General features: G+C 70.0%; 24 protein-coding genes. 10 read left to right on the forward strand and 14 right to left on the reverse strand.

Annotated elements, in window-relative coordinates:
• Positions 1 to 41 precede the first annotated feature (41 nt).
• Positions 42 to 806 (reverse strand): hypothetical protein, encoded by a 765-nt coding sequence (locus tag AB3M82_RS07890; RefSeq protein ID WP_412956867.1) that lies wholly within the window; start codon positions 804 to 806, stop codon positions 42 to 44.
• Between the two features lie 267 nt (positions 807 to 1,073).
• Between AB3M82_RS07890 and rpsF the strand changes: the two genes are divergently transcribed.
• Genes rpsF through rplI form a run of 4 tightly spaced genes read left to right on the forward strand, consistent with a single transcriptional unit; the run spans position 1,074 to position 2,726 of the window.
• The gene (rpsF, locus tag AB3M82_RS07895) at positions 1,074 to 1,442 is read left to right on the forward strand and encodes a 30S ribosomal protein S6 (RefSeq protein WP_412956869.1); all 369 of its coding nucleotides are present in this window, start codon (positions 1,074 to 1,076) and stop codon (positions 1,440 to 1,442) included.
• A 5-nt stretch (positions 1,443 to 1,447) separates the two neighbouring features.
• Positions 1,448 to 1,951 carry a single-stranded DNA-binding protein gene (locus AB3M82_RS07900; RefSeq protein ID WP_183151329.1) on the forward strand — a complete coding sequence of 168 codons (504 nt, stop codon included), beginning with the start codon at positions 1,448 to 1,450 and terminating at the stop codon, positions 1,949 to 1,951.
• A gap of 56 nt (positions 1,952 to 2,007) precedes the next feature.
• Positions 2,008 to 2,262 carry a 30S ribosomal protein S18 gene (rpsR, locus tag AB3M82_RS07905; protein WP_017203799.1) on the forward strand — a complete coding sequence of 85 codons (255 nt, stop codon included), beginning with the start codon at positions 2,008 to 2,010 and terminating at the stop codon, positions 2,260 to 2,262.
• A gap of 11 nt (positions 2,263 to 2,273) precedes the next feature.
• Complete coding sequence (gene rplI, locus AB3M82_RS07910; protein ID WP_412956871.1) at positions 2,274 to 2,726, forward strand: 50S ribosomal protein L9; 453 nt, start codon at positions 2,274 to 2,276, stop codon at positions 2,724 to 2,726.
• A gap of 209 nt (positions 2,727 to 2,935) precedes the next feature.
• Here rplI and AB3M82_RS07915 read toward each other — a convergent pair whose 3' ends face one another.
• Both AB3M82_RS07915 and AB3M82_RS07920 read right to left on the reverse strand, forming a co-directional pair.
• A complete protein-coding gene (locus AB3M82_RS07915; protein ID WP_412956873.1) occupies positions 2,936 to 4,789 on the reverse strand; it encodes a chaplin family protein in 1,854 nt (617 codons plus the stop codon).
• Positions 4,790 to 4,895: 106 nt separating this feature from the next.
• Positions 4,896 to 5,903, reverse strand: a complete 1,008-nt coding sequence (locus tag AB3M82_RS07920; RefSeq protein WP_412956875.1) for a hypothetical protein — start codon at positions 5,901 to 5,903, stop codon at positions 4,896 to 4,898.
• A 540-nt stretch (positions 5,904 to 6,443) separates the two neighbouring features.
• On the opposite strand from AB3M82_RS07920, the gene dnaB reads away from it, so the two are divergent.
• Positions 6,444 to 7,817, forward strand: coding sequence for a replicative DNA helicase (gene dnaB, locus AB3M82_RS07925; protein ID WP_412956878.1), 1,374 nt, complete (start codon positions 6,444 to 6,446; stop codon positions 7,815 to 7,817).
• A gap of 31 nt (positions 7,818 to 7,848) precedes the next feature.
• Here the strand turns inward: dnaB and AB3M82_RS07930 are convergent, their stop codons facing one another.
• The gene (locus tag AB3M82_RS07930) at positions 7,849 to 8,454 is read right to left on the reverse strand and encodes a Fic family protein (RefSeq protein WP_412956879.1); all 606 of its coding nucleotides are present in this window, start codon (positions 8,452 to 8,454) and stop codon (positions 7,849 to 7,851) included.
• 26 nt (positions 8,455 to 8,480) lie between these two features.
• Between AB3M82_RS07930 and AB3M82_RS07935 the strand changes: the two genes are divergently transcribed.
• The gene (locus tag AB3M82_RS07935; protein ID WP_412956880.1) at positions 8,481 to 9,035 is read left to right on the forward strand and encodes a dihydrofolate reductase family protein; all 555 of its coding nucleotides are present in this window, start codon (positions 8,481 to 8,483) and stop codon (positions 9,033 to 9,035) included.
• Between the two features lie 119 nt (positions 9,036 to 9,154).
• Here AB3M82_RS07935 and AB3M82_RS07940 read toward each other — a convergent pair whose 3' ends face one another.
• From AB3M82_RS07940 to AB3M82_RS07975, 8 genes are all read right to left on the reverse strand, one after another.
• The gene (locus AB3M82_RS07940; protein ID WP_412956881.1) at positions 9,155 to 9,382 is read right to left on the reverse strand and encodes an RNA-binding S4 domain-containing protein; all 228 of its coding nucleotides are present in this window, start codon (positions 9,380 to 9,382) and stop codon (positions 9,155 to 9,157) included.
• Between the two features lie 85 nt (positions 9,383 to 9,467).
• On the reverse strand, positions 9,468 to 10,271 hold the full coding sequence (locus AB3M82_RS07945) for a hypothetical protein (RefSeq protein WP_412956882.1): 804 nt from the start codon (positions 10,269 to 10,271) through the stop codon (positions 9,468 to 9,470).
• Between the two features lie 174 nt (positions 10,272 to 10,445).
• Positions 10,446 to 11,783 (reverse strand): sensor histidine kinase, encoded by a 1,338-nt coding sequence (locus tag AB3M82_RS07950; protein WP_412956883.1) that lies wholly within the window; start codon positions 11,781 to 11,783, stop codon positions 10,446 to 10,448.
• Positions 11,776 to 12,453 (reverse strand): response regulator transcription factor, encoded by a 678-nt coding sequence (locus AB3M82_RS07955; protein WP_412956885.1) that lies wholly within the window; start codon positions 12,451 to 12,453, stop codon positions 11,776 to 11,778. Before AB3M82_RS07955 ends, AB3M82_RS07950 begins: the two co-directional genes overlap by 8 nt.
• Positions 12,454 to 12,585: 132 nt before the next feature.
• Positions 12,586 to 13,563 (reverse strand): serine hydrolase domain-containing protein, encoded by a 978-nt coding sequence (locus AB3M82_RS07960; protein ID WP_412956887.1) that lies wholly within the window; start codon positions 13,561 to 13,563, stop codon positions 12,586 to 12,588.
• Between the two features lie 7 nt (positions 13,564 to 13,570).
• Entirely contained in the window at positions 13,571 to 14,491 is a 921-nt protein-coding gene (locus AB3M82_RS07965; RefSeq protein WP_412956889.1) for a carbohydrate ABC transporter permease, read from the reverse strand.
• On the reverse strand, positions 14,491 to 15,453 hold the full coding sequence (locus tag AB3M82_RS07970; RefSeq protein WP_412956890.1) for a carbohydrate ABC transporter permease: 963 nt from the start codon (positions 15,451 to 15,453) through the stop codon (positions 14,491 to 14,493). Before AB3M82_RS07970 ends, AB3M82_RS07965 begins: the two co-directional genes overlap by 1 nt.
• A 60-nt stretch (positions 15,454 to 15,513) precedes the next feature.
• The gene (locus AB3M82_RS07975) at positions 15,514 to 16,800 is read right to left on the reverse strand and encodes an ABC transporter substrate-binding protein (RefSeq protein WP_412956891.1); all 1,287 of its coding nucleotides are present in this window, start codon (positions 16,798 to 16,800) and stop codon (positions 15,514 to 15,516) included.
• A 243-nt stretch (positions 16,801 to 17,043) separates the two neighbouring features.
• Here AB3M82_RS07975 and AB3M82_RS07980 point away from each other — a divergent pair, with 243 nt between their 5' ends.
• The 3 genes from AB3M82_RS07980 (at position 17,044) to AB3M82_RS07990 (ending at position 20,665) form a co-directional block, all read left to right on the forward strand.
• A complete protein-coding gene (locus AB3M82_RS07980; RefSeq protein WP_412956893.1) occupies positions 17,044 to 17,910 on the forward strand; it encodes a MurR/RpiR family transcriptional regulator in 867 nt (288 codons plus the stop codon).
• A 4-nt stretch (positions 17,911 to 17,914) separates the two neighbouring features.
• Positions 17,915 to 19,087, forward strand: a complete 1,173-nt coding sequence (locus AB3M82_RS07985) for an exo-beta-N-acetylmuramidase NamZ family protein (protein ID WP_412956894.1) — start codon at positions 17,915 to 17,917, stop codon at positions 19,085 to 19,087.
• An 87-nt stretch (positions 19,088 to 19,174) separates the two neighbouring features.
• A complete protein-coding gene (locus AB3M82_RS07990; RefSeq protein ID WP_412956895.1) occupies positions 19,175 to 20,665 on the forward strand; it encodes a M20/M25/M40 family metallo-hydrolase in 1,491 nt (496 codons plus the stop codon).
• A 112-nt stretch (positions 20,666 to 20,777) separates the two neighbouring features.
• Here AB3M82_RS07990 and AB3M82_RS07995 read toward each other — a convergent pair whose 3' ends face one another.
• Both AB3M82_RS07995 and AB3M82_RS08000 read right to left on the reverse strand, forming a co-directional pair.
• On the reverse strand, positions 20,778 to 21,227 hold the full coding sequence (locus tag AB3M82_RS07995; RefSeq protein ID WP_412956896.1) for a carboxymuconolactone decarboxylase family protein: 450 nt from the start codon (positions 21,225 to 21,227) through the stop codon (positions 20,778 to 20,780).
• Between the two features lie 79 nt (positions 21,228 to 21,306).
• Positions 21,307 to 22,056 (reverse strand): DeoR/GlpR family DNA-binding transcription regulator, encoded by a 750-nt coding sequence (locus AB3M82_RS08000; RefSeq protein ID WP_412956898.1) that lies wholly within the window; start codon positions 22,054 to 22,056, stop codon positions 21,307 to 21,309.
• A 55-nt stretch (positions 22,057 to 22,111) separates the two neighbouring features.
• On the opposite strand from AB3M82_RS08000, the gene AB3M82_RS08005 reads away from it, so the two are divergent.
• Positions 22,112 to 22,468, forward strand: coding sequence for a DUF4406 domain-containing protein (locus AB3M82_RS08005; RefSeq protein WP_412956900.1), 357 nt, complete (start codon positions 22,112 to 22,114; stop codon positions 22,466 to 22,468).
• The last annotated feature ends 27 nt before the right edge of the window (positions 22,469 to 22,495 follow it).

Raw genomic sequence — 22,495 nt, forward strand, 5'->3', positions numbered from 1 at the left:
GCGAACGTTTCGCACCGATCCGCGCACGGGCGGACGGGGGCTCAGCTGCCGGACAGGCCGGCGGGGATCAGGCCGATGCTGAACCGGGAGGTCAGCTCGGCGAACTCCGCGTCGAGCGCGTCGACGGTGGGGCAGGCGACATCGACCACGATCACCCTGTGCGCGGCGGCGATCACCCGCGCCGACGTGTAGCCGTAGCTGGGGACGGTGGCGTCGTCCCACGCATAGGTGAGGAACTCCATGGTTCCCCACGGGTCACCGCCCTTCTCGCCGGACGGGTCGAAGGGGAACAGCGGATAGGACTCGTACGCGGGGTCGATGAAGAAGCCGAGCTCCGTTTCGAGGAAGTTCCGGGTCGCCAGCAGGTCTTCCTCGGCGGTCGCCGAGTACTCGGCGCTCGTGAATCCCACCCAGCACTCGGTCGGGGCGTGCGTGAACACGGTGACGTTCGGGTCGCTCTCCGGCGACCACTCCGGATCGCTCGAGAAGCTCGACCCGAGTGCGACCTCGAGGCCGTCCGGGAGGCTGGCGCCGGCCTCGAACGACAGGCGGCCCGGGAGGTCGGCGGGCGCTCCGGCATCCGAATCATCACCGGTTCCGCCCTCGGTTCGGTCCTCATCGCCGGCGTTAGTGTCGGAGCCGTCGGGTTCGTCGGGTGCTGGGTCCGCGTCGGAGGCGGATCGTGCGTCCTCCGCAGCGACGTCGCGATCGATGGCGAGAGTCACGCACCCCGTCACGCCGAACAGCGAGGCGAGGATGACGACAGCGGTCGCCGCACGGACAGGGAGGGACAGGGCACCGGACACGGGACTCCTCGAAGAGCGGCCATCGCAGTGGGCATGCGGACGGCGACGGACATGTCGGTGGGGAGATCCTACGCGCTGGCGCCACGTATGGGGACACCCCTGTGGAGGAGCGGGCGTCCGGTTCCGGCGGGCGATGAGCGGCGGTCGCGGCACGGCAGGAACTCCGCTAGACTGTCGAGGTTGTCTGCCTTCTGGCAGGCACGTGCACACACCCTCCTGCTTCCGGGAAATCCTCGGAAGCCGTTCTAGTCCGAAGGAGGTGGGTAAGTGACGCACCAGTACGAACTCATGGTCATCTTGACCCCCGAGGTCGACGAGCGCCAGGTCGCCCCTACGCTCGACAAGTTCCTCAAGGTCATCACGAACGATGGCGGCTCGATCGACAAGGTCGACATCTGGGGCAAGCGCCGTCTCGCCTACGAGATCCAGAAGAAGAACGAAGGCATCTACGCCGTCGTCAACTTCACCGCCACCAGCGAGGCCACGCAGGAGCTCGACCGTCAGCTGAAGCTGAACGAGCAGATCATGCGCACCAAGGTCCTCCGTGCCGAAGAGGCTCAGGCGATGGTCGCTTCGGAGGCCAAGCGCTCCGAGGAGAAGGCCGCTCGCAAGGCCGCCAAGGCTGCGAAGGCCTGAGTCCCATGGCAGGCGAAACCGTCATCACCGTGGTGGGCAACCTCACGGCCGACCCCGAGCTGCGCTACACGCAGAACGGGCTGCCGGTGGCGAACTTCACCATCGCATCGACGCCTCGGAACTTCGACCGCGCCGCGAATGAGTGGAAGGACGGCGAAGCGCTGTTCCTCCGTGCATCCGTGTGGCGCGAGTTCGCCGAGCACGTGGCGGGCTCGCTGACCAAGGGCATGCGCGTCATCGCGCAGGGCCGTCTGCGTCAGCGCTCCTACCAGGACCGCGAGGGCAACCAGCGCACCGCGATCGAGCTGGAGGTCGACGAGATCGGCCCCTCGCTCCGGTACGCGACGGCGCAGGTCACCCGTGCGGCCTCGAACGGCGGTGGCGGCGGAGGACAGTCTCGCCCCGCGCAGCAGCAGGTGTCGGAGGAGCCGTGGTCCACGCCCGGCTCGTCGACCAGCGCCGACGCCTGGAGCACTCCGGGCAGCTTCGGCGACGACACCCCGTTCTGATCAACTTCTGGATCCGGCCGTCCGTGCCGGCATCCGCTCATCACTAAGGAAAAACCATGGCTGGAAAGTCGAGCGGCGACCGCCGCAAGCCGCGGAAGGGCGCGAAGAACGCCGCTCCCGCGAAGTCGATCCGGGTTGGTGTCATCGACTACAAGGATGTCGCCACCCTCCGCAAGTTCGTCTCGGAGCGCGGCAAGATCCGTGCCCGTCGTATCACCGGTGTCTCGGTGCAGGAGCAGCGTCTGATCGCCACCGCGATCAAGAACGCACGCGAGATGGCGCTCCTGCCCTACGCTGGCGCTGGCCGCTAAGGGGTATCGAGATGGCAAAGCTGATTCTCACGAACGAGGTCGCCGGGCTGGGTAGCGCCGGTGACGTGGTCGAGGTCAAGAACGGGTACGCCCGGAACTTCCTCATCCCCCAGGGCTTCGCTACGGCGTGGACCCGTGGTGGCGAAAAGCAGGTCGCATCGATCCAGGCCGCGCGTCAGGCACGCGCGATCCACGACCGTGACGACGCTGTGGCACTGAAGAACGCTCTCGAGGGCACCAAGGTGCGCCTCGCGGTCAAGGCCGGTGCCGCCGGTCGTCTGTTCGGCTCGGTCAAGACCGAGCACGTCGCAGACGCCGTCGCCGCTGCGGGCCTCGGCTCGATCGACAAGCGCAAGGTGCACATCACCTCGCCCATCAAGGCGACCGGTGAGCACGAGGCGACGGTCCGTCTGCACGAAGACGTGACCGCTGTCATCACGCTTCAGGTCGTCGCCGCCAAGTAAGGCGCGACGTTCCGTCCGAACGCCCCCTGCCCTTCGGGACAGGGGGCGTTCGGCGTATCCGAGGAACGGGCAGGCGGATGCCCCGCGCTGGGGACGCGGGGCATCCTGGGGTGGGTGCGCGTCGTGGGGTGTGGGGATACCTCAGATTCCACGACCGCACCCCGGTACGCGACGCCTCCTCCCTCCAGGGCGCCGCGCACCGGGTTCGATCACGCCGTCGCGCGACGGCGCAGCAGGCCGGTGCCGAGCAGCAGCATCAGCGCGGCCAGCGAGGCGAATCCGAGGACCGACTCGCCACCGGTGGCGGCGAGGGACTCGGCAGCGCCGACGGCCATCGAGCCGTTGCCGCTCACCCAACCGGTGCCGCCGCTCATCGTGCCGGCGGTGGTGTCGGTCGTGGTGCCGGGCTCCGTGCCGGGGTCCGTGCCGGGCTCGGTGCGGGGGTCGGTGCCAGGGTCCGTTCCGGGCTCGGTGCCGGGGTCGGTCGCCGTCGGAGTGGTGTCGCTGTCTCCGAGGACGGAGATGGCGTTGCCGCCGATGGTGATCGGCAGGTCGATCGGCAGGGCGATCTGGGTGCCGCCGAGGATGCCGTCGTCACCGCTCGTGGTGGAGCCGGTGCTCGGGCCGGTCGGCGTCGTGCCGGTCGTGCCGGTGGTGCCGGTGGAGGTGCTGTCTCCGAGGACGGAGATGGCGTTGCCGCCGACGGTCACGGGTGCGGCGATGGGGGCGCCGATCTGGGTGCCGCCGAGGGTGGAGTCCTCGCCGGTGGTGGTGGAGCCGGTGCTGGGTGCGCTCGGCGTGGTGCCGGTCGTGCCGGTGGTGCCGGTGGAGGTGCTGTCTCCGAGGACGGAGATGGCGTTGCCCGCGGCGGTGATGGGGGCGGCGATCGGGGCGATCACCTGGGTGCCGCCGAGGATGCCGTCATCACCGGTGGTCGAGCCGCCCGCAGCCGGAGCGGCAGGGGTCGAGCCGGTGCCGGTGGTGCCGGTCGCGTCGCTGTCTCCGAGGACGGAGATGGCGTTGCCGCCGACCGTCACGGGTGCGGCGATCGGAGCGCCGATCTGGGTGCCGCCGAGGGTGGAGTCCTCGCCGCTGGTGGTGGAGCCGGTGCTGGGAGCGGCCGGCGTGGTGCCGCCCATGCCAGTGGTGCCGGCCACAGAGCTGTCTCCGAGCAGCGAGATCGCGTTGCCCGTGCCGCTGATCGGTGCGGCGATCGGGGCGAGCACCTGGGTGCCGCCGAGGATGCCGTCGTCACCGGCGGTCGAGCCGCCCGCCGCCGGAGCTGCGGGGGTCGAGCCGGTGCCGCCCATGCCGGTGGTGCCGGCCACAGAGCTGTCACCGAGCAGCGAGATCGCGTTGCCCGAGAGGTCGACCGGAGCCGTGATCGGCGCCACGACCTGCGTGCCGCTGCCGATCCCGTCGGATCCGCCCGTGGTGGCCTCGCCCGCCGACGCGCCGGGCATGGCCGCGGACGCGGGTGCCGCGGCATCCTGACCGACCGCGTCGCTGTCGCCGAGGAGCGAAAGCGAGTTGCCGGCGATCGTGATCGGGATCTGGACGTCCACCAGCGCCTGCGATCCGGAGAGCAGACCGTCGATGCCGTTGGTGGTGAGGGACGGCGCCGGCGCTGCGGGAGCCGTCTCGGCGGGCTGGCTCGGCGCCGCCGCCGTCTGGCTCGACGAGTCGCCGAGGACCGTGATCGCGTTGCCGCTCACCGTGACCGGCAGAACGGCTTCGACCACGGCCTCGGTGCCCGACGCCGTACCCGAGTCACCCGAGGTGACGGGTGCCGGAGCCGGAGCCGGGACCGGGGCAGGGGCCGGGGCCGGGGCCGGGGCGGGTGCGGGTGCCGGGGCCGCGGGCTGGGAAGCCGCGTCGCCGAGCAGCGAGATCGCGTTGTCGACGATCGACACGGGGATGGAAATGGGGGACTGCACCTGCGAGCCCGACAGCAGGCCGTCGTCTCCGGTGGTCTCGGCCGCGTTGGCGGCAGTGGCGCCGAGGAGGGTGACTCCTCCGGCGAGGAGCGTGCCCCACAGGGCCCGCTTGAGGTAAGTACGCATGATGACTTTCTCCTTGGCTGGACTGGGTGTCTGGATGGGTGCACGCGATGGAGGTGCGCGCGCAGCACGGCATCTGTCGTTCCCGAGGGAACGACCGGACGACCCGTCAGTCGGGGGAGACGTCGGTGTCGGAGATCAGAGACGTCGGCAGGACGTCATCGGATGCTCCGGCGACCCGCTCCCACGCGTGGAGCGGAGTCACGGCCACGCCGTCGAGGCGAGCGTGGGCGAGAGGGGATGCCCCGCCGGATGCGGCGGAGGAAGAAGGGGCGACCGGGCCGCCGAAGGGCGCTCCGGTCGGAGATGCGGGCGCCTCGGTGGTCGAGGAGGCCGCCGCGTCGTCGGCGCCGAATGCGGACTGCGGGCTTGCGAAGCCGACGCGGCTCTGGGCAGAGCGGTCCTGCGTGCTCGTCGGAGAGGGCGCCGGCGCGCTCGTCGGGGTGCCGGGAGCGGACGCCGCGGGCAGGGCTGGAACCCCGACCTCCGTCGCCGGGACGGCCGGGGCGAGCACATCGATGATCGGGGACACCGTCTCGTCGACGACGACTCCGCCGACGAGACCGGTGGTGTCGTCGACGATCCCGACGACCCCGTCGATCAGGTCGGCGGCGCCGAGGTCGGTGAGCAGGTCGCCGACCACGGGAACACGCGTCACGGCATCCTTGATCGGCCGCACGATCTGGCCCACCGGAGCCGCCTGGAGCAGCTCTCCGACGGGCTCGACGACCGCCTCCGCGGTCTCGCCCACAGCCGTCACGACGGGGGCGGTGGCGGGGCCGACGACGGGGACCGCGGCGACCGTCTCGGTCACCGTCTCCACGACGGCCGGTGCCGCCTGCTGCACGGGCTGGGCGACCTGGGTCACCACCGGTTCGACGACCTCCGTGACGACGGGGGTGATCGGAGCGGTGACCGCGGCGACCGTGTCGCCCACAGTGTCGACCGTCTGGCTGATCAGTGACGTGACGCCGTCGAGGAGCGGAGTGTCGCGATGCTCGTCGGCCTGGGCCGAACCGCCGCCGACGACGACGGTGAACGCCGCCCAGGCGAGCGCGCCCAAGCCACCCCAGAGGACGGCGGCGGGTGCGCCGCGTCGGGTTGCTCGAGCGTTCACGTCGACTTCCCTCCCCGAAAGTCATCGTCACCGGCGCGTGTGCGTCGATGCAGAGACGATACTCCCGGTATATCGGACTGTCTAGACCGGATCACGCGCACGGAGGTGACAGAAAACGAACTTCTTGCGGGCTGACCGGGCAGACGCGCCCGGCGGAGATCCCGCTTGACTTTCCCCATGTTCTTCACATCTCGTCCACGGTTGGGGAAACCTTCAATGGGCGGTTGAATCACTTTCTCATCCACAGGGTGGGGAAACGACGAATCCCTGTTCAACGGACATAAATTGGTCGGACTCTTCGGTACTCCACCGGGTTATCCACACCCGTTCTGCACAGACACTCCGGACTTGTCCGCACGCTTTCCACACAGTTATCCACAGGCTGTGTTGCGTGGGGAAAAGGCCGCTCGTACCGTGGTCGAGCGACTCAATGTCGGAGGCTGCTGATTCGCTGTGTATACGACCGGCATCCCTCTCCGACAGCCCGGTCCCCCCACCCGACGGCGACAGCCAGGGCGGAGTCGCAGCGAAAGGAGCAGCGTGTCGATCGCCGACATCTCAGACGAGCGCCTCGGGCGCCAGCGGACTCCGGAGCGCACCCCTCCGCACGACCTCCTCGCCGAGCAGAGCGCGCTCGGCGGCATGCTCCTCTCGAAGGATGCCGTCGCCGATGTCATCGAGACGCTCAAGGGCGCCGACTTCTACATCCCCAAGCACGAGCTCATCTACGAGGCGATCCTCTCGCTGTACTCGCACGGCGAGCCGACCGACGTCGTCGCCGTGACCGACGAGCTGATCAAGACCGGCGAGCTGAGCCGGGCCGGGGGCGCCGACTACCTGCACACCCTCACCTCCATCGTTCCCACCGCGGCCAACGCGGGCTACTACGCGGGCATCGTCTCGGAGCGCGCGATCCTGCGCCGACTCGTCGACGCAGGCACCCGCATCGTGCAGCTGGGGTACGACGGCCAGGGTGACGCGACCGACATCGTCAACAACGCGCAGGCCGAGATCTACTCGGTGACCGGATCCGAGACGGCGGAGGACTACGTCCCCCTGACCAACGCGGTCGATGCCGCGATCGAGGAGATCGAGGCAGCCAACGGCCGCGACGGATCGATGACCGGCATCCCGACCGGGTTCCGCGAGCTCGACGAGCTGACGAACGGCCTGCACGGCGGTCAGATGATCGTCGTCGCCGCCCGCCCGGCGATGGGAAAGTCGACGCTCGCGCTCGACTTCGCCCGCGCGGCCTCCATCGGCCACGACTTCCCCTCGATCTTCTTCTCCCTCGAGATGGGCAAGAGCGAGATCGCGATGCGCCTGCTCAGCGCCGAGGGAGCCATCCCGCTGCAGAACATGCGCAAGGGGACGCTCGACCCCCGCGACTGGACGACCGTCGCGGCGACGCGTGGCCGCATCAACGACGCGCCCCTGTACATCGACGACAGCCCCAACATGACGCTCGTCGAGATCCGCGCCAAGTGCCGGCGGCTCAAGCAGCGCGCCGGTCTGCGCATGGTCATCATCGACTACCTCCAGCTCATGACCTCGGGCAAGCGCGTCGAGTCGCGTCAGCAGGAAGTCTCGGAGTTCTCGCGAAGCCTCAAGCTCATCGCCAAGGAGCTGCAGGTGCCGGTCATCGCCCTCTCGCAGCTGAACCGTGGCCCCGAGCAGCGGCAAGACAAGAAGCCCGCCATCAGCGACCTGCGCGAGTCCGGCTCGATCGAGCAGGATGCCGACATGGTGATCCTGCTCCACCGCGACTCCGTCTACGACAAGGACGTGCGCCCGGGCGAGGCCGACCTCATCGTCGCCAAGCACCGCAACGGTCCGACCGCGACGATCACCGTCGCGTTCCAGGGTCACTACTCGCGGTTCGCCGACATGGCGCCGGGCGGCGACTTCAACTGAGTCCGGAAAGCGCGTCAGGCGCGGTCGTTTCCTACTCGCTGCGCATCGCGTCTTGGATGCGGCGGTCGAGGTCGTCGAGTTCGGCCATCACCTCGGATGCCGCCCACACACGGTCCTTCTTCCGACCGGTGATCTCTACGATGAAGCCTGCCTTGGTGAGCTGATCTATGACCCGGTACGTCTGGCTGGTGTTGGCGCCGCCGGCGGCCTCGTTGATCTCGTGCACCGCCATCACGGGGTGATCGTAGAACGCGTCGATGATGAGGGCTGCGACCGAGCCGGTACGAGGCCTCAGCTCTGCACGCCACTCGGCCGGCATCGCGTTCAGACGTGCGATCGTCGCACGCGAGGCCGTGGCGGCCACCCGCGCCGATCGCGCGAACAGAAGCACCAGCGGCTCGGGGTCACCCAGTCGGTACGAGCCGAGGGCGGCGAAGTAGTCGTCTCGGCGGGCGAGGAGTCCGCTGGCGAGAGGGACTACTGCGTTCCGGGTGACGTCTCGGCGTCGCAGCACGGCCGAGACGAGCGCGCGACCGATGCGACCGTTGCCGTCGGTGAAGGCGTGGATCGATGCGAACTGCGCGTGACCGATCGCGGCCTGCACCAGAGCCGGGACATCGTCGCGGTCTTCCGTCACCGGTACGCCGGGAGTACGGTCGGGCCATGGCGCGCCTCATCTACTCCATGATCACCTCGCTCGACGGGTACGTGAGCGGGCCGGACGGCGGCTTCGACTGGGGCCTCGACGACGACCTGCACACCTTCATCGACGACCACTTCTCGACCGTGAAGACCTATCTCTACGGCCGACGCATGTACGAGACGATGGTCTATTGGGAGACCGCTCACCTCGAGCCGGACCAGGAGCAGGTCGGCATCGACTACGCGCGGGGCTGGCAGGCGGCCGACAAGATCGTGTTCTCGCGGACGCTGAGCGAGGTGTCGAGCGCGCGCACCCGCATCGAGCGCGAGTTCGACCCGATCGCGGTGGCGCGATGGAAGGAGGAGTCTCCCCACGACCTCACGATCGACGGTCCGACGATCGCAGCGCAAGCGATCCGCGCGGGACTCGTCGATGAGTACCAGCTGTTCATCGGACCCGGTCTGGTCGGCGGGGGCCGGCGCTTCTTCCCGGACGGCATCAGCGTCGACCTCGAACTCCTCGAGGACCGTCGTTTCGACTCCGGGGTGATGTTCCTGCGCTACCGGGCGGCCTGAGCGCTCGGCATCCGCTCGCGCCCCGAATGAAGGAGAACACTCCGAACGAAGGAGGGGATGCCGGAAAGGCTCCTTCGTTCCGTGCTTTCTCCGTCGCGAGCGTGGCGGAGCGGGAGAGGTCAGGGACGGACGCGGACGGTGCGCCCCTCGAACGTCACGAGGTCGCCGTCGCGCAGTTGACGGCCGCGTCGGCGATCGACCTCGCCGTTGACGCGCACGAACCCGTCGATGATGACCTCTTTCGCGTCGCCGCCCGAGTCGAGCAGCCCCGCGAACTTGAGGAACTGACCGAGGCGGATGACCTCGCCGCCGATGGGGACGTCGTCGATCGGGCCGGAGTTCGTCATCCCTGAATGCTAACGCCCGTGACCGGAGCGGAGACGACGAGGCCGCCGATCCCGGGGACGGATCGGCGGCCCGCAAGGACGCGAGTCAGTCGGACTCGGTGCCGACCACGGCGAACTGCGCGTCGAACTCGATGTCGACCGAGCGGCGGTCGCTCGTGAGCACAGAGGCGTCGTAGGGGCTGACGTCGTCGCCGTCGACGTCGAGGTCGGTGATCATGCCCTCGGCCTCGTCCAGCGCCGCCGCGACCAGTGAGCGGATCGTCTCCTCGTCGAGCGAGAGCGTCGGACCGCTGTCGTCGCCGTCGGCCGCGTCGGTCGAGACCACCGTCGCCTCGAGGTCGGCGTCGACGCGCACCTCGGACTCGTCACCAGTCGCGGTCTCGAGCTGCACCTCCCACGTGCCGTCGCGCTTCGCGTCGATCGAGGTCACCTCCCCCTCCGCCGCCTCGCGAGCGGCAGCGGCGATGTCGACCAGCTCGTCGGCGGAATCGGTGCCGATGCCGGTCACGGGACCGCGGCCCCCCGCCGGGGGTCGCTGGCCCTCGCCGCGCTCGTCGCGCTCGCCGCGGTCGTCGTGGCGGGGACCGTCGGACATCGAGGGTCGGTCGTCGTCGTCGTCGAACTCGTCGGCGATCGCCGCTCCGACGGCCACGCCGCCACCGGCCAGCAGCACGGCGGCCGCGATCCCTCCGCCGATGAGCAGGCCGCGCTTGCGGCCGCGCTTCGGAGCGGCATCGACGGGCGGGGCGGATGCGGCGGGAGCGGCGGACTGGTCGGTCGTGGGAGCGGATGCCGTGGCATCCGTCGGGGTCACGGGAACCGTCGGCGCGTCGGGAGTCGACTCGGGAGCGGCGGGCGTCTGGTCGGGGTTCGGGGTCTTGTCGTCCATGCTTCGATGCTCGCGCGGGACCGCTGAAGCCTGCCTGAAGCGTCCTGAAGACCCCTTCAGGAACGCCCTTCGTCTCGTCGCTGCGCTCCTCGCTCAGGGACCGGGCATCTCGAGGGCCCTTCGTCTCGTCGCTGCGCTCCGGGTCCTGAGCGAGCGGAGCGAGACGAAGGGCGCTCAGGAACCGGGAGACGCCGGGTTGAGAGGGAGGGCGACGACGAACCGGGCGCCGCCCCAGCGGGAGTCGTCGATGGTGACCGATCCGCCCAGGGTGCCCGCGATGCCCTGCACGATCGCCAGACCGAGGCCGCTGCCCCCGGCATCCCGACTCCGCGCCTCGTCGAGTCGCACGAACCGTTCGAACACCCGCGTGCGCTCCTCGGGCGGCACGCCGGAACCGTCGTCCTCGACCGTGACGAATGCGAGGTCGCTCTGGGTCGTGGTGCCGATCGCCACTCGACCGGAAGCATGGCGGGCGGCGTTGTCGGCGAGGTTCCGCAGCAGCTGCCCGAGAAGACGGGGGTCGCCATCGATCCGTGCGGCGTGGATGCCGGCGCCGTCGACGTCGAGTCCGAGAGCGCGCAGGCGCCGGACCTCCCCGAGGGCGACGTCGTCGAGGTCGACCGGTTCACGGCGGATGCCGGCGCCCTCGTCGAGTCGTGCGAGCAGCAGCAGCGATTCGACGATGCCCTGCAGCCGGAGTCCTTCTTCGGACACGACCTCGGCGAGCTCGCCGATGCTCGTGGTGGCCGGGTGCGAGTGGGCGAGCTCCGCGTGCTGCCGGATCGTCGCGAGCGGCGACCGCAGCTCGTGCGAGGCGTCCGAGACGAACCGGCGCTGAGCGGTCGCGGCGGCGTCGAGCCGGTCGAGCATTCTGTTCATCGTCGTCGCCAGGGCGGCGATCTCGTCGGCCGAGTCCGGCACCGCCACCCGTCGATGCAGGTGCTCGGCGGTGATGCCGTCGACCTCCCGGCGGATGCGGGTGACCGGCCGCAGCGCGCGACCGGTGACGAGCCAGGTCGTGACGGCGACGAGGGCGAGCAGGAGCGGAACGGCGACGACGAGAAGCAGCGCCACGGTCGACAGGGTCTCGGCGTCATCCTCGACCGGAACGGCGAGCACCAGCATCCGTTCGCCCTCGATGCTCTCGGACACGATGAGCAGGGGCTCGTCGTCGACCGTCGCAACCCGGGGGTCGTCGCCGACCGGGAGGGGAGTGGAGCCGAGGGCGTCGCGGGCGTCGTCGCTGGCCAGCTGAACCGACCCGTCGGGGCCGAGAACCTGCACGATCTCATCCAGGGGTTCGAGGCCGCCGCGCCCGCCGGCGCCCGGACGCATCATCCGGTCGGCGAGCTCGTCGACACGCGCCTCGGCAGCCCTCGTGGTCGCCGAGTGGATGCTCGCGCTCAGCACTCCGTAAAACGACAGCGCGCCGATGGCGAGGGCGATCGCCACGACGAGCGTCGCGCCGAGCGTGGTGCGCGCGCGCACCGACCGCCATGCCCGCTCAGCCACCGTCGGCCGCCAACCGGTATCCGGCGCCGCGGATCGTCTCGATCGCCTCGCGGTCGAACGGCTTGTCGACCTTGCGGCGAAGGTGCCCGACATACACCTCGACGATGTTCGGGTCGCCGTCGAAGTCGTCGTCCCAGACCCCCTCGATGAGCGCGCGCTTCGAGAGCACCTGGCCGCGATGGCGCATGAGGTGCTCGAGCACCGCGAACTCCCGGGCGGTCAGCGGCACCGGGGTGTCGCCGCGCCAGACGCGATGCGCGGCCGGATCGAGCCGCAGATCTCCGGCCTCGAGGACGGTGGGGCGGGCCACGGCGCCGCGCCGCACGAGCGCACGGAGGCGCGCGACGAGGATCGCGAACGAGAACGGCTTGGTGACGTAGTCGTCGGCGCCGGTCTCGAGGGCCTCGACCTGGTCCCACTCGCCGTCCTTCGCGGTGAGCATGAGCACCGGCGTCCAGTTCTCCTCGGCGCGCAGCGCCTCGCAGACCTTCCATCCGCTCATGCCGGGCATCATGAGGTCGAGCACGATCGCGTCGTAGCGCGTCTCGCGCGCCCGCCACAGCCCGTCGACCCCGTTGTGGGCGACGTCGACCGCGAAGCCCTCGGCCTCGAGCCCCCGGCGGATGCCGTCGGCGAGGCGCACCTCGTCGTCAACCACCAGGATCCGCATGCGTCCAGTCTGTCGTCCCTCTGCTGAATCACACCTGAAGCCGCGCCCTCGGCATCCCCCCCGCATCCCCCGTTCGGCGCCGCGGGGACGGAACCGCGGGGCACGATCCCGCAGCACCGGGGGACGGGTGGCTCAGGCGAGGGGGGTGAAGAAGTCGCGGCGGATGCCGGACACGTCGGTGTCTTCGCGGGTGGGATGCACGCGGTTCGTCAGCAGCACGCCGTAGGCGCCGGTGGCGGGGACGACGGCGAAGGCGGTGCCGGTGAAGCCGGTGTGCCCGGCGGCATCCAGGTCGCCCATCCAGGCGGTGTCGCGCACTCGCAGTCCGATGGCCTGATCCCAGCCGTCGGCGCGCACGGTCGGGGTCGTCATCAGGGCGACGCTCTCAGGCGACAGCACGGGGCCGATCTCGCCTCGGCCGCCGTCGCGGACCATCCGGACGAGCGCTGCGACGTCGTGCACCGAGCCGAAGAGGCCGGCGTGCCCGGCGGGACGGCCGAGCGCATGCGCGAGCTCGTCGTGCACCTCGCCGCGCACGAGGCCGCGGTGCGGTTGGACCTCCGTCGCCACGGCCTGCTCCGCCCCCGGGCGCCAGGTGAGCGATGCGGCCCCGAGGAGCCGGGCTGTCTCGGAGACCAGTTCCGCGAGCGGACGGCCGGACGCGCGCTCGACGATCTCGCCCACCGCGATGAAGCCGACGTCGGAGTAGCGGTGCGCCTCGCCCGGAGCGGTGCGCACGCGGCTGCGGAGCACGGCGGCCCGCAGCTCCTCGCCCGCGAGGCCGCTCCGCCACGCCCCCGCCTCGGCCGGAAGACCGGAGGAGTGCGTGAGCAGATGCCGCAGAGTGATGCGCTCGGATCCCTCGCCCACCCCGACGCGGGCGATCTCCGCCACCGGGCCGTCGAGGGCGAGCACGCCGTCCTCCACGAGTCGCAGCGCCACCACGGTCGTGAAGATCTTGGTGAGCGACGCGAGGTCGAAGAGGTGATCGGCCGACAGCGGCTCGACGTCGTCGTCCGCCGGGGTGCCGAGGATCATCAGCTCGGCGGCATCCGTCCCCGACCCCTGCCGCAGCGAGGCCCATGCCGATCCCGGAGCGCCGTTCACCATGCGCGGCTCACTTGCTCATGCCGGACGTGAGGCCGTTGATGATCTGCTTCGTCGCGAGCAGGAACAGCACCACCAGCGGGATCGTCGCGATCGTCAGACCGGCGAACAGCTGCGGCCAGTCGGTCGAGTACTCGCCGAAGAAGCGGGTCAGACCCACGGGCAGCGTGTACGAGTCTCGGTCGCGCAGCAGGATCAACGGGTAGAAGAAGTCGTTCCACACGGGTACGAAGCGGAACACGATCACCGTCGCGAGCGCCGGCCGCACGAGCGGCAGGAGGATGCGGAGGAACGTGCGCAGGGGTCCGGCGCCGTCGATGCGCGCCGCCTCTTCGAGCTCGATCGGCAGCGCGCGGAAGAACACCGTGAGCACGAAGGTCGTGAACGGGATGCCGAGGGCGCCGTAGACGAGGATCAGGCTGAACACGTTGCTCGTCATCTTCAGCGAGTCCAGCAGGTAGAACAGCGGCAGGATCGCCAGGTGCACGGGCAGCATGAGCCCCGACAGGAACACCGCCTCGATGCCGCGGAAGAACTTGGCGCGCGCGCGGGCGAACGCGTAGGCGGCGAGCACCGACACGACGGTGGTCACGATGACCGACCCGACCGTCACGGTGATCGAGTTGATGAAGTAGGTGTCGAAGGATGCCGTGATCCAGGCGTTCTGGAAGCTCGTGAACGTGGGCTGGAGCGGGAGTCCCAACGGCTCGGTCGCGATCTGCTGCTGCGTGCGCAGGGAGTTGTTGACCATGAGCAGCAGGGGGCCGATGGCGACGATCGCGTAGCCCCAGAGGAAGACGTTCGCGAACAGGCGCCCGATGAAGGGGGCGTCGGAGGTGCGGCCGCTGCGGCGGCGCGGAGTGACGGCGCGCTTGCCCGAGACGATCGCCTCGGTCGTGGGCTCATCGAGGAGCGGGGTGGAGGTGCTCATCAGAACAGCTTTCGTTCGGCTCGGCGCATGGTCGAGGTGATGACGACCGAGATCACCATGATGAAGATGAAGAGGACCGTCGCGAGTGCGGACGAGACGCCGATGGAGTTCGGGTTCCCCGACTCGAACGCGGTGCGGTAGAAGAGGAGCATCATCACGTCGGTCGACCCGGCGGGGGCGCCGTTCGAGCCGGCGAGGGCGAACGGGATGGCCATGGCCTCCATGCTGCCGATGAACGTCAGCACGGTGATGATGCCGATCGTCGGGGTGAGCATGGGAAGCGTGATGTAGCGGAACCGCTTGCCGGCCGTCGCCCCGTCGAGCGAGGCCGCCTCCTCGATCTCCTCCGGGATGCCGCCGAGGGCTGCCCCGTAGAGCAGGATCGGGAAGCCGATCCACTGCCAGGCGCTGACGAGCACGATGACCCAGATCGCGAGCTGCGGGTCGCCGAGCCACGGCAGGGCGAGGCTCTCGAGTCCGGCGCCGCGGAGGATGGCGTTGACCGGACCGAACAGCGGCGACAGCATCAGCGACCACAGGTAGCCGATGACCATGGGGCTGACGAGGTACGGCAGGGCGAAGATCGTCTGGAAGAAGCGCTTCGTGCGCTTGCGGCGGTGCAGCAGCGTCGCGATGCCGAGGCCGAGCGAGTTCTGGAAGACGAGCGCACCGGCGAACAGCAGCAGGTTGTGCCCGAACGCGTTCCACAGCTCCGACGCGTAGGGCTCCTTGGTGAGGAGCGTGATGTAGTTCGCGACGCCCGCGAACCCGCCCTGCTTGGTGCCCTGCCAGTCGAAGAACGAGTAGCTGAGTGCGGCGAGCATCGGGTACAGGATCAGCACGGCGAACAGCACCGCGGCCGGGAGGACGAACAGGGTGGCGGTCGGAGTCGTCAGCGCGATGCCCGTGCGGGGGCGGGTGCGCCGCGACTTCTCCCGTCGCAGGGGGAGGGTGAATGCCATGGTGTGTCTTTCGCTGCGTGAAGGGGGGCGCCGGGATCGACGCCCCCCTTCACGGTCCGGTCAGGATGCGGGCGTGAACCAGGTGGCGACCCCGGACTGCAGGTCGGCACCCAGCTGCTCCGGCGTCTTGTCGCCGAGGAACATCGCCTGGATGTCCGGGCCGAGCACGGCGGTCCCGGTCGGGTCGCCGTAGCGGAAGTCGACGAGCAGCAGGTACGGCGCCGGGTTGGCGTTGTACTGCTCGTTCATCTCCTGCATCAGCGGGTCGGAGTACTCGACGCCCGGCAGGGCCGAGAACTGGTCGACCTCGTCGGCGACGAGCTGGCCGAACTCCTTCGTGGTCATCCAGTTGAGGAGCTCTGCGGCGGCGTCCTGGTTGTCGCTCGCGGCGTTGATGCCGAAGCTGCCGTCGGCGTAGCCCGGGGTGACGGCGTGGTCGAGGGCGCTGCCCGGTGCCGGCGGCACCTCGTAGACGCCCCACTCGGTGTCGGGTGCCGAGCTCTGGAAGGTCGGCAGGTCGAACGAGCCGCCGGGCCACTGAGCCGCCTGACCCGAGGTGAACTGCAGGACGGCATCCGCCACCGCGATCGCGTTGACGTTCTTGTCGAGGTACTTCTGCATGTCCTTGACGATCTGCAGGGAGGAGACGTAGGCGGGGTCGGTGAAGTCGACCTCGCCCGCGAGCACCTTCTCCTCGAACTCGCTGCCGCCGTAGTTGGCCGAGCCGACGATGTCGTGGAACATCGGCAGCACCCAGTCCTCGCGGGCGCCGAGCGCCATGGGCGTGACGCCCTCTTCGAGGAGCGTCTCCTGCAGGTCGATGAACTCGTCCCAGTCGGTGGGCTCTTCGAGGCCCATCTCGTCGAACATCGTCTTGTTGTAGAACATCTGCATGGTCTGGTAGGCGAAGGGCACGCCGTAGGTGGCGCCGTCGTCCTTGCCCTGTGCGGCGCGGAGCACGGTCGGGTCGAACTGGTCGAGCCCGTCGACGATGTCGTCGATCGGCACCAGCTGCTCGGACTGGATGGCCGGCTGGATGCCGCCGTAGGCGCGGAGCATCGCGATGTCGGGTCCGTCGCTGCCCTCGAGGCCGGTGGCGAGGATCTGGTTGTACTCGGTGGGCTGGTAGCCCTCGAACTCGATGGTCACACCGGGGTGCGACTCCTCGTAGGTGTCGAACACGGCCTCCCACTTGGGGGAGGAGGAGGCCTGCCACGACCAGATCTTGAGGGTGACGTTCTCGGCGTCGTCCTCTCCGCTGGAGGCGGCGGGCGCGCAGCCTGCCACGGCGAGACCCGTGGCGAGAAGACCTGCGGTGAAGGCAAGTCGGGTCGTGCGGTGTCGCATGAGGTTCCTCTCGGTTGTGAGAGCCGTGGACGGGCCGTGGCATCTCTGCTGTGGTGCGGAACGTCGTGGGGCGCGAGTCGGACCGCGGCTGCGCTTCCCCGGGGACGTCGTTGTCGGGTGGCCGTGACGCGTCGATCGGATGCGAGAAGGCCTCACGCCCACTTTGGGCAATGAATTACAGAATCGCAACCCCTTTTCGAAAATTCCTTTCACTCAACGCCCCATCCGTGCCATCCTGTTCGCGTGCCCACCAGTGCGATGACCGCCATTCACCAGCGATTGACGGCGCTCACCCCCACCGAGCGACGGATCGCCGAGCACGTGCTGGCCGACCCCCAGAGCGCGGTCGACAACTCGATCACGCAACTCGCCGCCGTCTGCGGCACCTCCGTCGCCAGCATCGCCCGCTTCACCCAGAGCCTCGGATTCTCCGGGTTCCCCGACCTCCGGCTGTCGCTCGCCACCGACCTCGACCGCAGCGCCTCCGACCGTGAGCGCTTCCAGGTCGCCGAGGGCGATGTCAGCCGCCACGACGACGCGGGCACCACCGTGCGCAAGATCGCCTTCGCCGAGGCATCCGCCATCGAGCGCACCGCCCGCCAGATCGACATCGACGAGCTCGAACGCTGCGTGGCGGCCGTGCGGGGCGCTCGCCGCATCGACATCTACGGCGCCGCATCCAGCGGCCTCGCCGCGCAGGACCTCGAGCAGAAGCTGCATCGCGCGGGGCTCGTGGCCCAGGCCCGCACCGACCTGCACCTCGCCCTCACCGGCGCCGCCCTGCTCGATACCCGCGACGTGGCCATCGCGATCTCGCATTCGGGGCGCACGCTCGAGATCGTGCAGTCCGCCGAGGTCGCCGACCGGGCCGGGGCCACGACCATCGCGATCACCAACAACCCGCGCTCGCCCCTTGCCCGCGTCTGCCGGCTGGTGCTCGTGACGGCGGTGACGGAGTCGACCTTCCGCTCCGGCGCCATGGCGAGCCGGATCGCCCAGCTCGCGATCCTCGACTTCCTCTTCACGCGCATCGCGCAGGCCGACTACGACACGATCGCCGACAACCTGCAGCGCACCTTCAACGCCGTCACCGACCACAGAATCGACTGAAGCCATGCACCTCGGAATCGACCGTCTCGTCCGCCGCGACATCCGCCCCGACCTCCTCTCCCGTCTCACCGGCAGCCGCATCGGCATGCTGACGAACGACCTCGCGCTCACCTCGGACCTCGTCCGCGGCCGCCAGGCCCTGCACGAGGCCGGCTGGACGTTCTCGCTGCTGTTCGGCCCCGAGCACGGACTCAGCGGACGCGCGCGGGAGGGCGAACACGTGGGCGACCTCACCGATCCGGTGACCGGCGTCGAGGTGCGCAGCCTCTACGGCGACCATGTGCGCCCGTCGGCGAGCGACCTCGCCGGCCTCGACGTGGTGCTCGTGGACCTGCCCGACGTCGGTGCGCGCTTCTACACCTATGTCTGGACGATGAGCCACCTGCTCGAGGCCTGCGCCGACGCCGGGGTGGCCGTCGTGGTGCTCGACCGGCCGAACCCCATCGGCGGACGGCTCGATCGCGCGGAGGGGCCGATGCTCGACGAGCGCGGACAGTCGCTCGTCGGCCGATGGACGATGCCGATCCGGCACGGACTCACCATCGGCGAGCTCGCGCGCCACTGGGTGCGCACGCGCGGCATCGACGTCGACCTCGACGTCATCGAGGTGCAGGGGTGGTCGCGCGACGCGAGCATCGACGGACAGGAGCGCACCTGGATGCCGCCGTCCCCGAACCTCCCCAGCCCGACGACGACGCTGCTCTACCCGGGAACGTGCCTCGCCGAAGGGGTGAACGTCTCGGAGGGCCGCAGCACGGCCGTGCCGTTCCGGGCGATCGCCGCACCCTTCATCGACGGCGAGCGCTATGCCGCGGCGATCCGCGACGAGAACCTCCCGGGCCTCGCCGCCGTCCCGTACGGCTTCACGCCCCTCGTGCGCGACCACGCGGGCGAGGCCTGCGAGGGCGTCATCCTGCACGTGACCGATGCCGACGCCCTCCGCCCGGTGCACGCGGGGGCGCGCCTGCTCTCCCTCATCGAGGAGATCCACCCGGGGGCGCTCGAGGAGCGCTCACTCATCCCCATGCCGGGGGAGTCCGACTGGACTCCGATCGAGAAGCTCTTCGGCGTGCGCGGCGCTTTCGCGCAGATCACGGCCGGGGAATGGAACGACCCGGCGCGCTTCGCGGTGCCGGACTGGGCGGATGCCGTCGCCGCCGACCTCCTGTACTCCTAGGTCGCTCCCGCCGGGGCGGGATACCTGGCGGACACCCGCCGAGTCAAGCCCCTGTGACCGGCAGATCGGCACGGACAGGGTGATCGAATGGACCACATCTCCCACTCCGGCAGGGTTGCCGGCGCGATCGGACACTATCTGGAGGAGAACCTCGGGGATCTCCTCGAGCGCCTGTCGACGTGGGTGACGATCCCCTCAATCGCCGCCGATCCCGATCGGAGCGCCGACGTGGTCCGCTCGGCGCACTGGCTGGCCGGCGAGATGCGGGACGCCGGCATGGAGACCACGATCTTCGAGACCGGCGAGTCGTGCGCGGTGTACGGCGAACTGATCGTCGACCCCGAGGCGCCCACCGTCTTCGTCTACAGCCACCACGATGTACGACACGCGAAGCCCGAGGAGTGGAGCGAGACCGAGCCGTTCACCCCCGTGATCCGCGACGGCCGGCTGTACGGGCGGGGCGCGTCCGACGCCAAGGGCCAGGTGCTCGCGCACGTCTGGGGTCTGCGCGCGCACCGCGAGACCTGCTCCGAGCGCTGCGGGCACCTCAACGTCAAGATGCTCATCGAGGGCGAGGAGGAGATCGGCTCCCCGAACCTCGCCGCGCTGCTTCAGGAGCAGGCCGAGCGCTTCGCCTGCGACGTGGTCGTCTTCTCCGACACGATCCAGTGGAAGGCGGATGCCCCGGCCCCCGTCACCTCCATGCGCGGCACCCTGACCGCGACGCTCACGGTGTTCGGCCCGGAGCGCGACCTGCACAGCGGCGTCGCGTCGGGCGTGACGGTCAATCCCGCCCTCACCTTGTCGCAGGTGCTCGCCGGCTTCCACGACGCCGACGGACGTGTGGCCGTGCCCGGCTTCTACGACGACGTGGAACCCCTCACGCAGGAGCGGGCGCACGAGTTCGCCGCGCTGCCCTTCGATCCGCAGACCTGGGTCGAGCGCACAGAGACGCGCGAGATCGCCGGCGAGATCGGCTACACGCTCAAGGAGAGGCTGTGGGCGCGGCCATCCATCGAGGTGATCTCGCTCGTCGCCGGCGACCCGGCGGGCTTCCAGCGGTCGGTGATCCCGCGCGAGGCGACGGCGTCGCTCAGCATCCGCACCGCTCCGGGGCAGAGGATCGCGACCGTCGCCGATCAGCTGCGCGCCTACGTCGCCCAGGCGATGCCGCGCGAGGCGCAGTACACGTTCACAGTCGACGAGGACATCGCGCAGGAGCCGTACGTCTCACCCGGCGGCCCCGTGATGGACGCCCTGGAGCGCGCCCTCACCCTCGGGCACGGCATTCCCGTGCAGGGTCGGATGGGCAACGCGGGAGGGGGTCCGGCCGATCTGCTGACGAAGACCCTGGGCGTGCCGATCTACTTCCTCGGCACCGGGTTGCCAGAGGACCACTGGCACTCCAGCGACGAGAGCATCGACATCGGGATGCTGCTGCAGGGGGCGGCCTCGATCGCTCACCTGTGGCGGGAGCTGGGGTCGATGCCCGCGGAGCTGCGCGCGCACCGCGAAGCCGCCGTCGCCCCGGTCGAGGTGGTCTCCTCCGAGCCCGAGGACAGTGCCTCCGTCGCCTGACGGCGGGAACCCGGTTCAGGGGGCGTCCTTCGTCTCGTCGCTGCGCTCCTCGCTCAGGAACCGGTGACGGGAGCCCGGTTCCTGAGCGAGCGAAGCGAGACGAAGGACGGGCTCAGGGGGCGACGGGGTAGTGGCTGCTGATCGCGATGCGGTTCCAGCTGTTGATGACGACGACCAGCCACGTCACGGCCGCGATCTGCTTCTCGGTGAGCGCGTCCTCCGGCGCGATGCCGCGGTCGGGCAGGTGCCCGTGGTCGCTGATGACGGTGATCCGCTCGGCGAGCTGCAGCGCCGCCTGCTCCTCGGCGGTGAAGTACTGCGACTCCCACCAGGCCGCGACCACGGCCAGGCGGTCGGCGGTCTCGCCGTGCTTCACGGCATCCGCCGCGTGCATGCGCAGGCAGAACGCGCAGCCGTTCAGCTGCGACGCCCGCACCTTCACCAGTTCGACGAGCAGGGGCGACAGGCCGGCATCGGCCGCCGCCTCCTCGGCCTTGGCGCTGAGCTCGAGCATGGACTGGTAGGGGGCGGCGTAGACCTTGGCGATGTTGACGTGCGACACGATGTCTCCTCTGAGCGGAGCGCGATCTGCGCTCTCGAGAGGATGACGACGCACGCGCCCGCGGTGTGAGGTCGGTGTCTCAGCCCTGCCCGCCGATTCGCCGGCGCAGGTCGTCGATCAGGGGGTTCTCGTCGCGGGGATCGGTGACGATCCCGTTCACCGTGCCGAGGTCGAGCACCGGGAAGCGCGAGACGGCGCCCACCTTCTCCTCGCTCGCGAGCACGATGGTCTCGGCGCAGCGCTCGGCGATGGCCCGCTTGGTGACGGCATCGTCGAGTTCGCCGGTGGTCAGGCCGTGCTCGGGGTGGATGCCGGTCGCGCCGAGGTAGAACGTGTCGGCGGCCAGATGACGGATCGCCTCCATGGCGAGCGAGCCGCCGGCGACGAGGGAGTGGCGGGAGAGCTCCCCGCCGATCATGACGACGCGGGCGTCGGAGTGCTCGGCCACGGCGACGGCCACCGCGGGGCTCGGGGTGATGACGGTGAGTCCGGTGCCGCTCGGCAGCAGACGTGCGAGGGCGAGCGTGGTGGTCCCGGCGTCCAGCACGATCGTCGAGGACGGGCGGATGCCGGCGGCTGCGGCCCGGGCGACGCGCTCCTTGCTGGCGCCGGCGACATCGAGACGCTCGGCCACGGGACGGTCCGCGGCGGGCACGGGGAGAGCGCCGCCGTAGACGCGGATGAGTCGGCCCTCGTCGGCGAGCTCGCGGAGGTCGCGGCGGATCGAGTCCTCCGAGACGCCGAGATCCTCGGCGACGGTCTTCGCGACCACCCGGCCGTCGCGGGTCAGGAGATCGAGCAGATGGATCTTGCGCTGTGCGCCCAGCATACGGTTCCTTCACGAAGTTGCACGTTTTTGCACGGTTAACGCTACAGTCATCGCTATGAAAAGGCCACTGCTCATCCTCATCGCCGGTCCCTACCGCTCCGGTGCCGACGGCGACCCCGCCCGCATCGCCCAGAACCTCGCGCGTCTCGAAGAGGCGTCGGGCCCGCTGTACCGCCTCGGCCACGTGCCCATGATCGGCGAATGGGTCGCTCTGCCGATCCTGCGCACCCTGTCGGAATCGGATGCCGGGGAGGGCGACGTCATGTACGAGACCGCCCGGCGACTGCTCCAGCACTGCGACGCCGTGCTGCGCCTGCCGGGAGCATCAGCCGGCGCAGACACCGACGTCGCGATCGCGCGCGAGCGCGGCATCCCCGTGTACTTCTCGATCGAGGAGGTCCCCGCAGCCTAACCGCCTCGTTTCCGCCCTCGGAGTCTC

The organism is Microbacterium californiense (assembly GCF_047246625.1).
Taxonomy (GTDB): domain Bacteria; phylum Actinomycetota; class Actinomycetes; order Actinomycetales; family Microbacteriaceae; genus Microbacterium.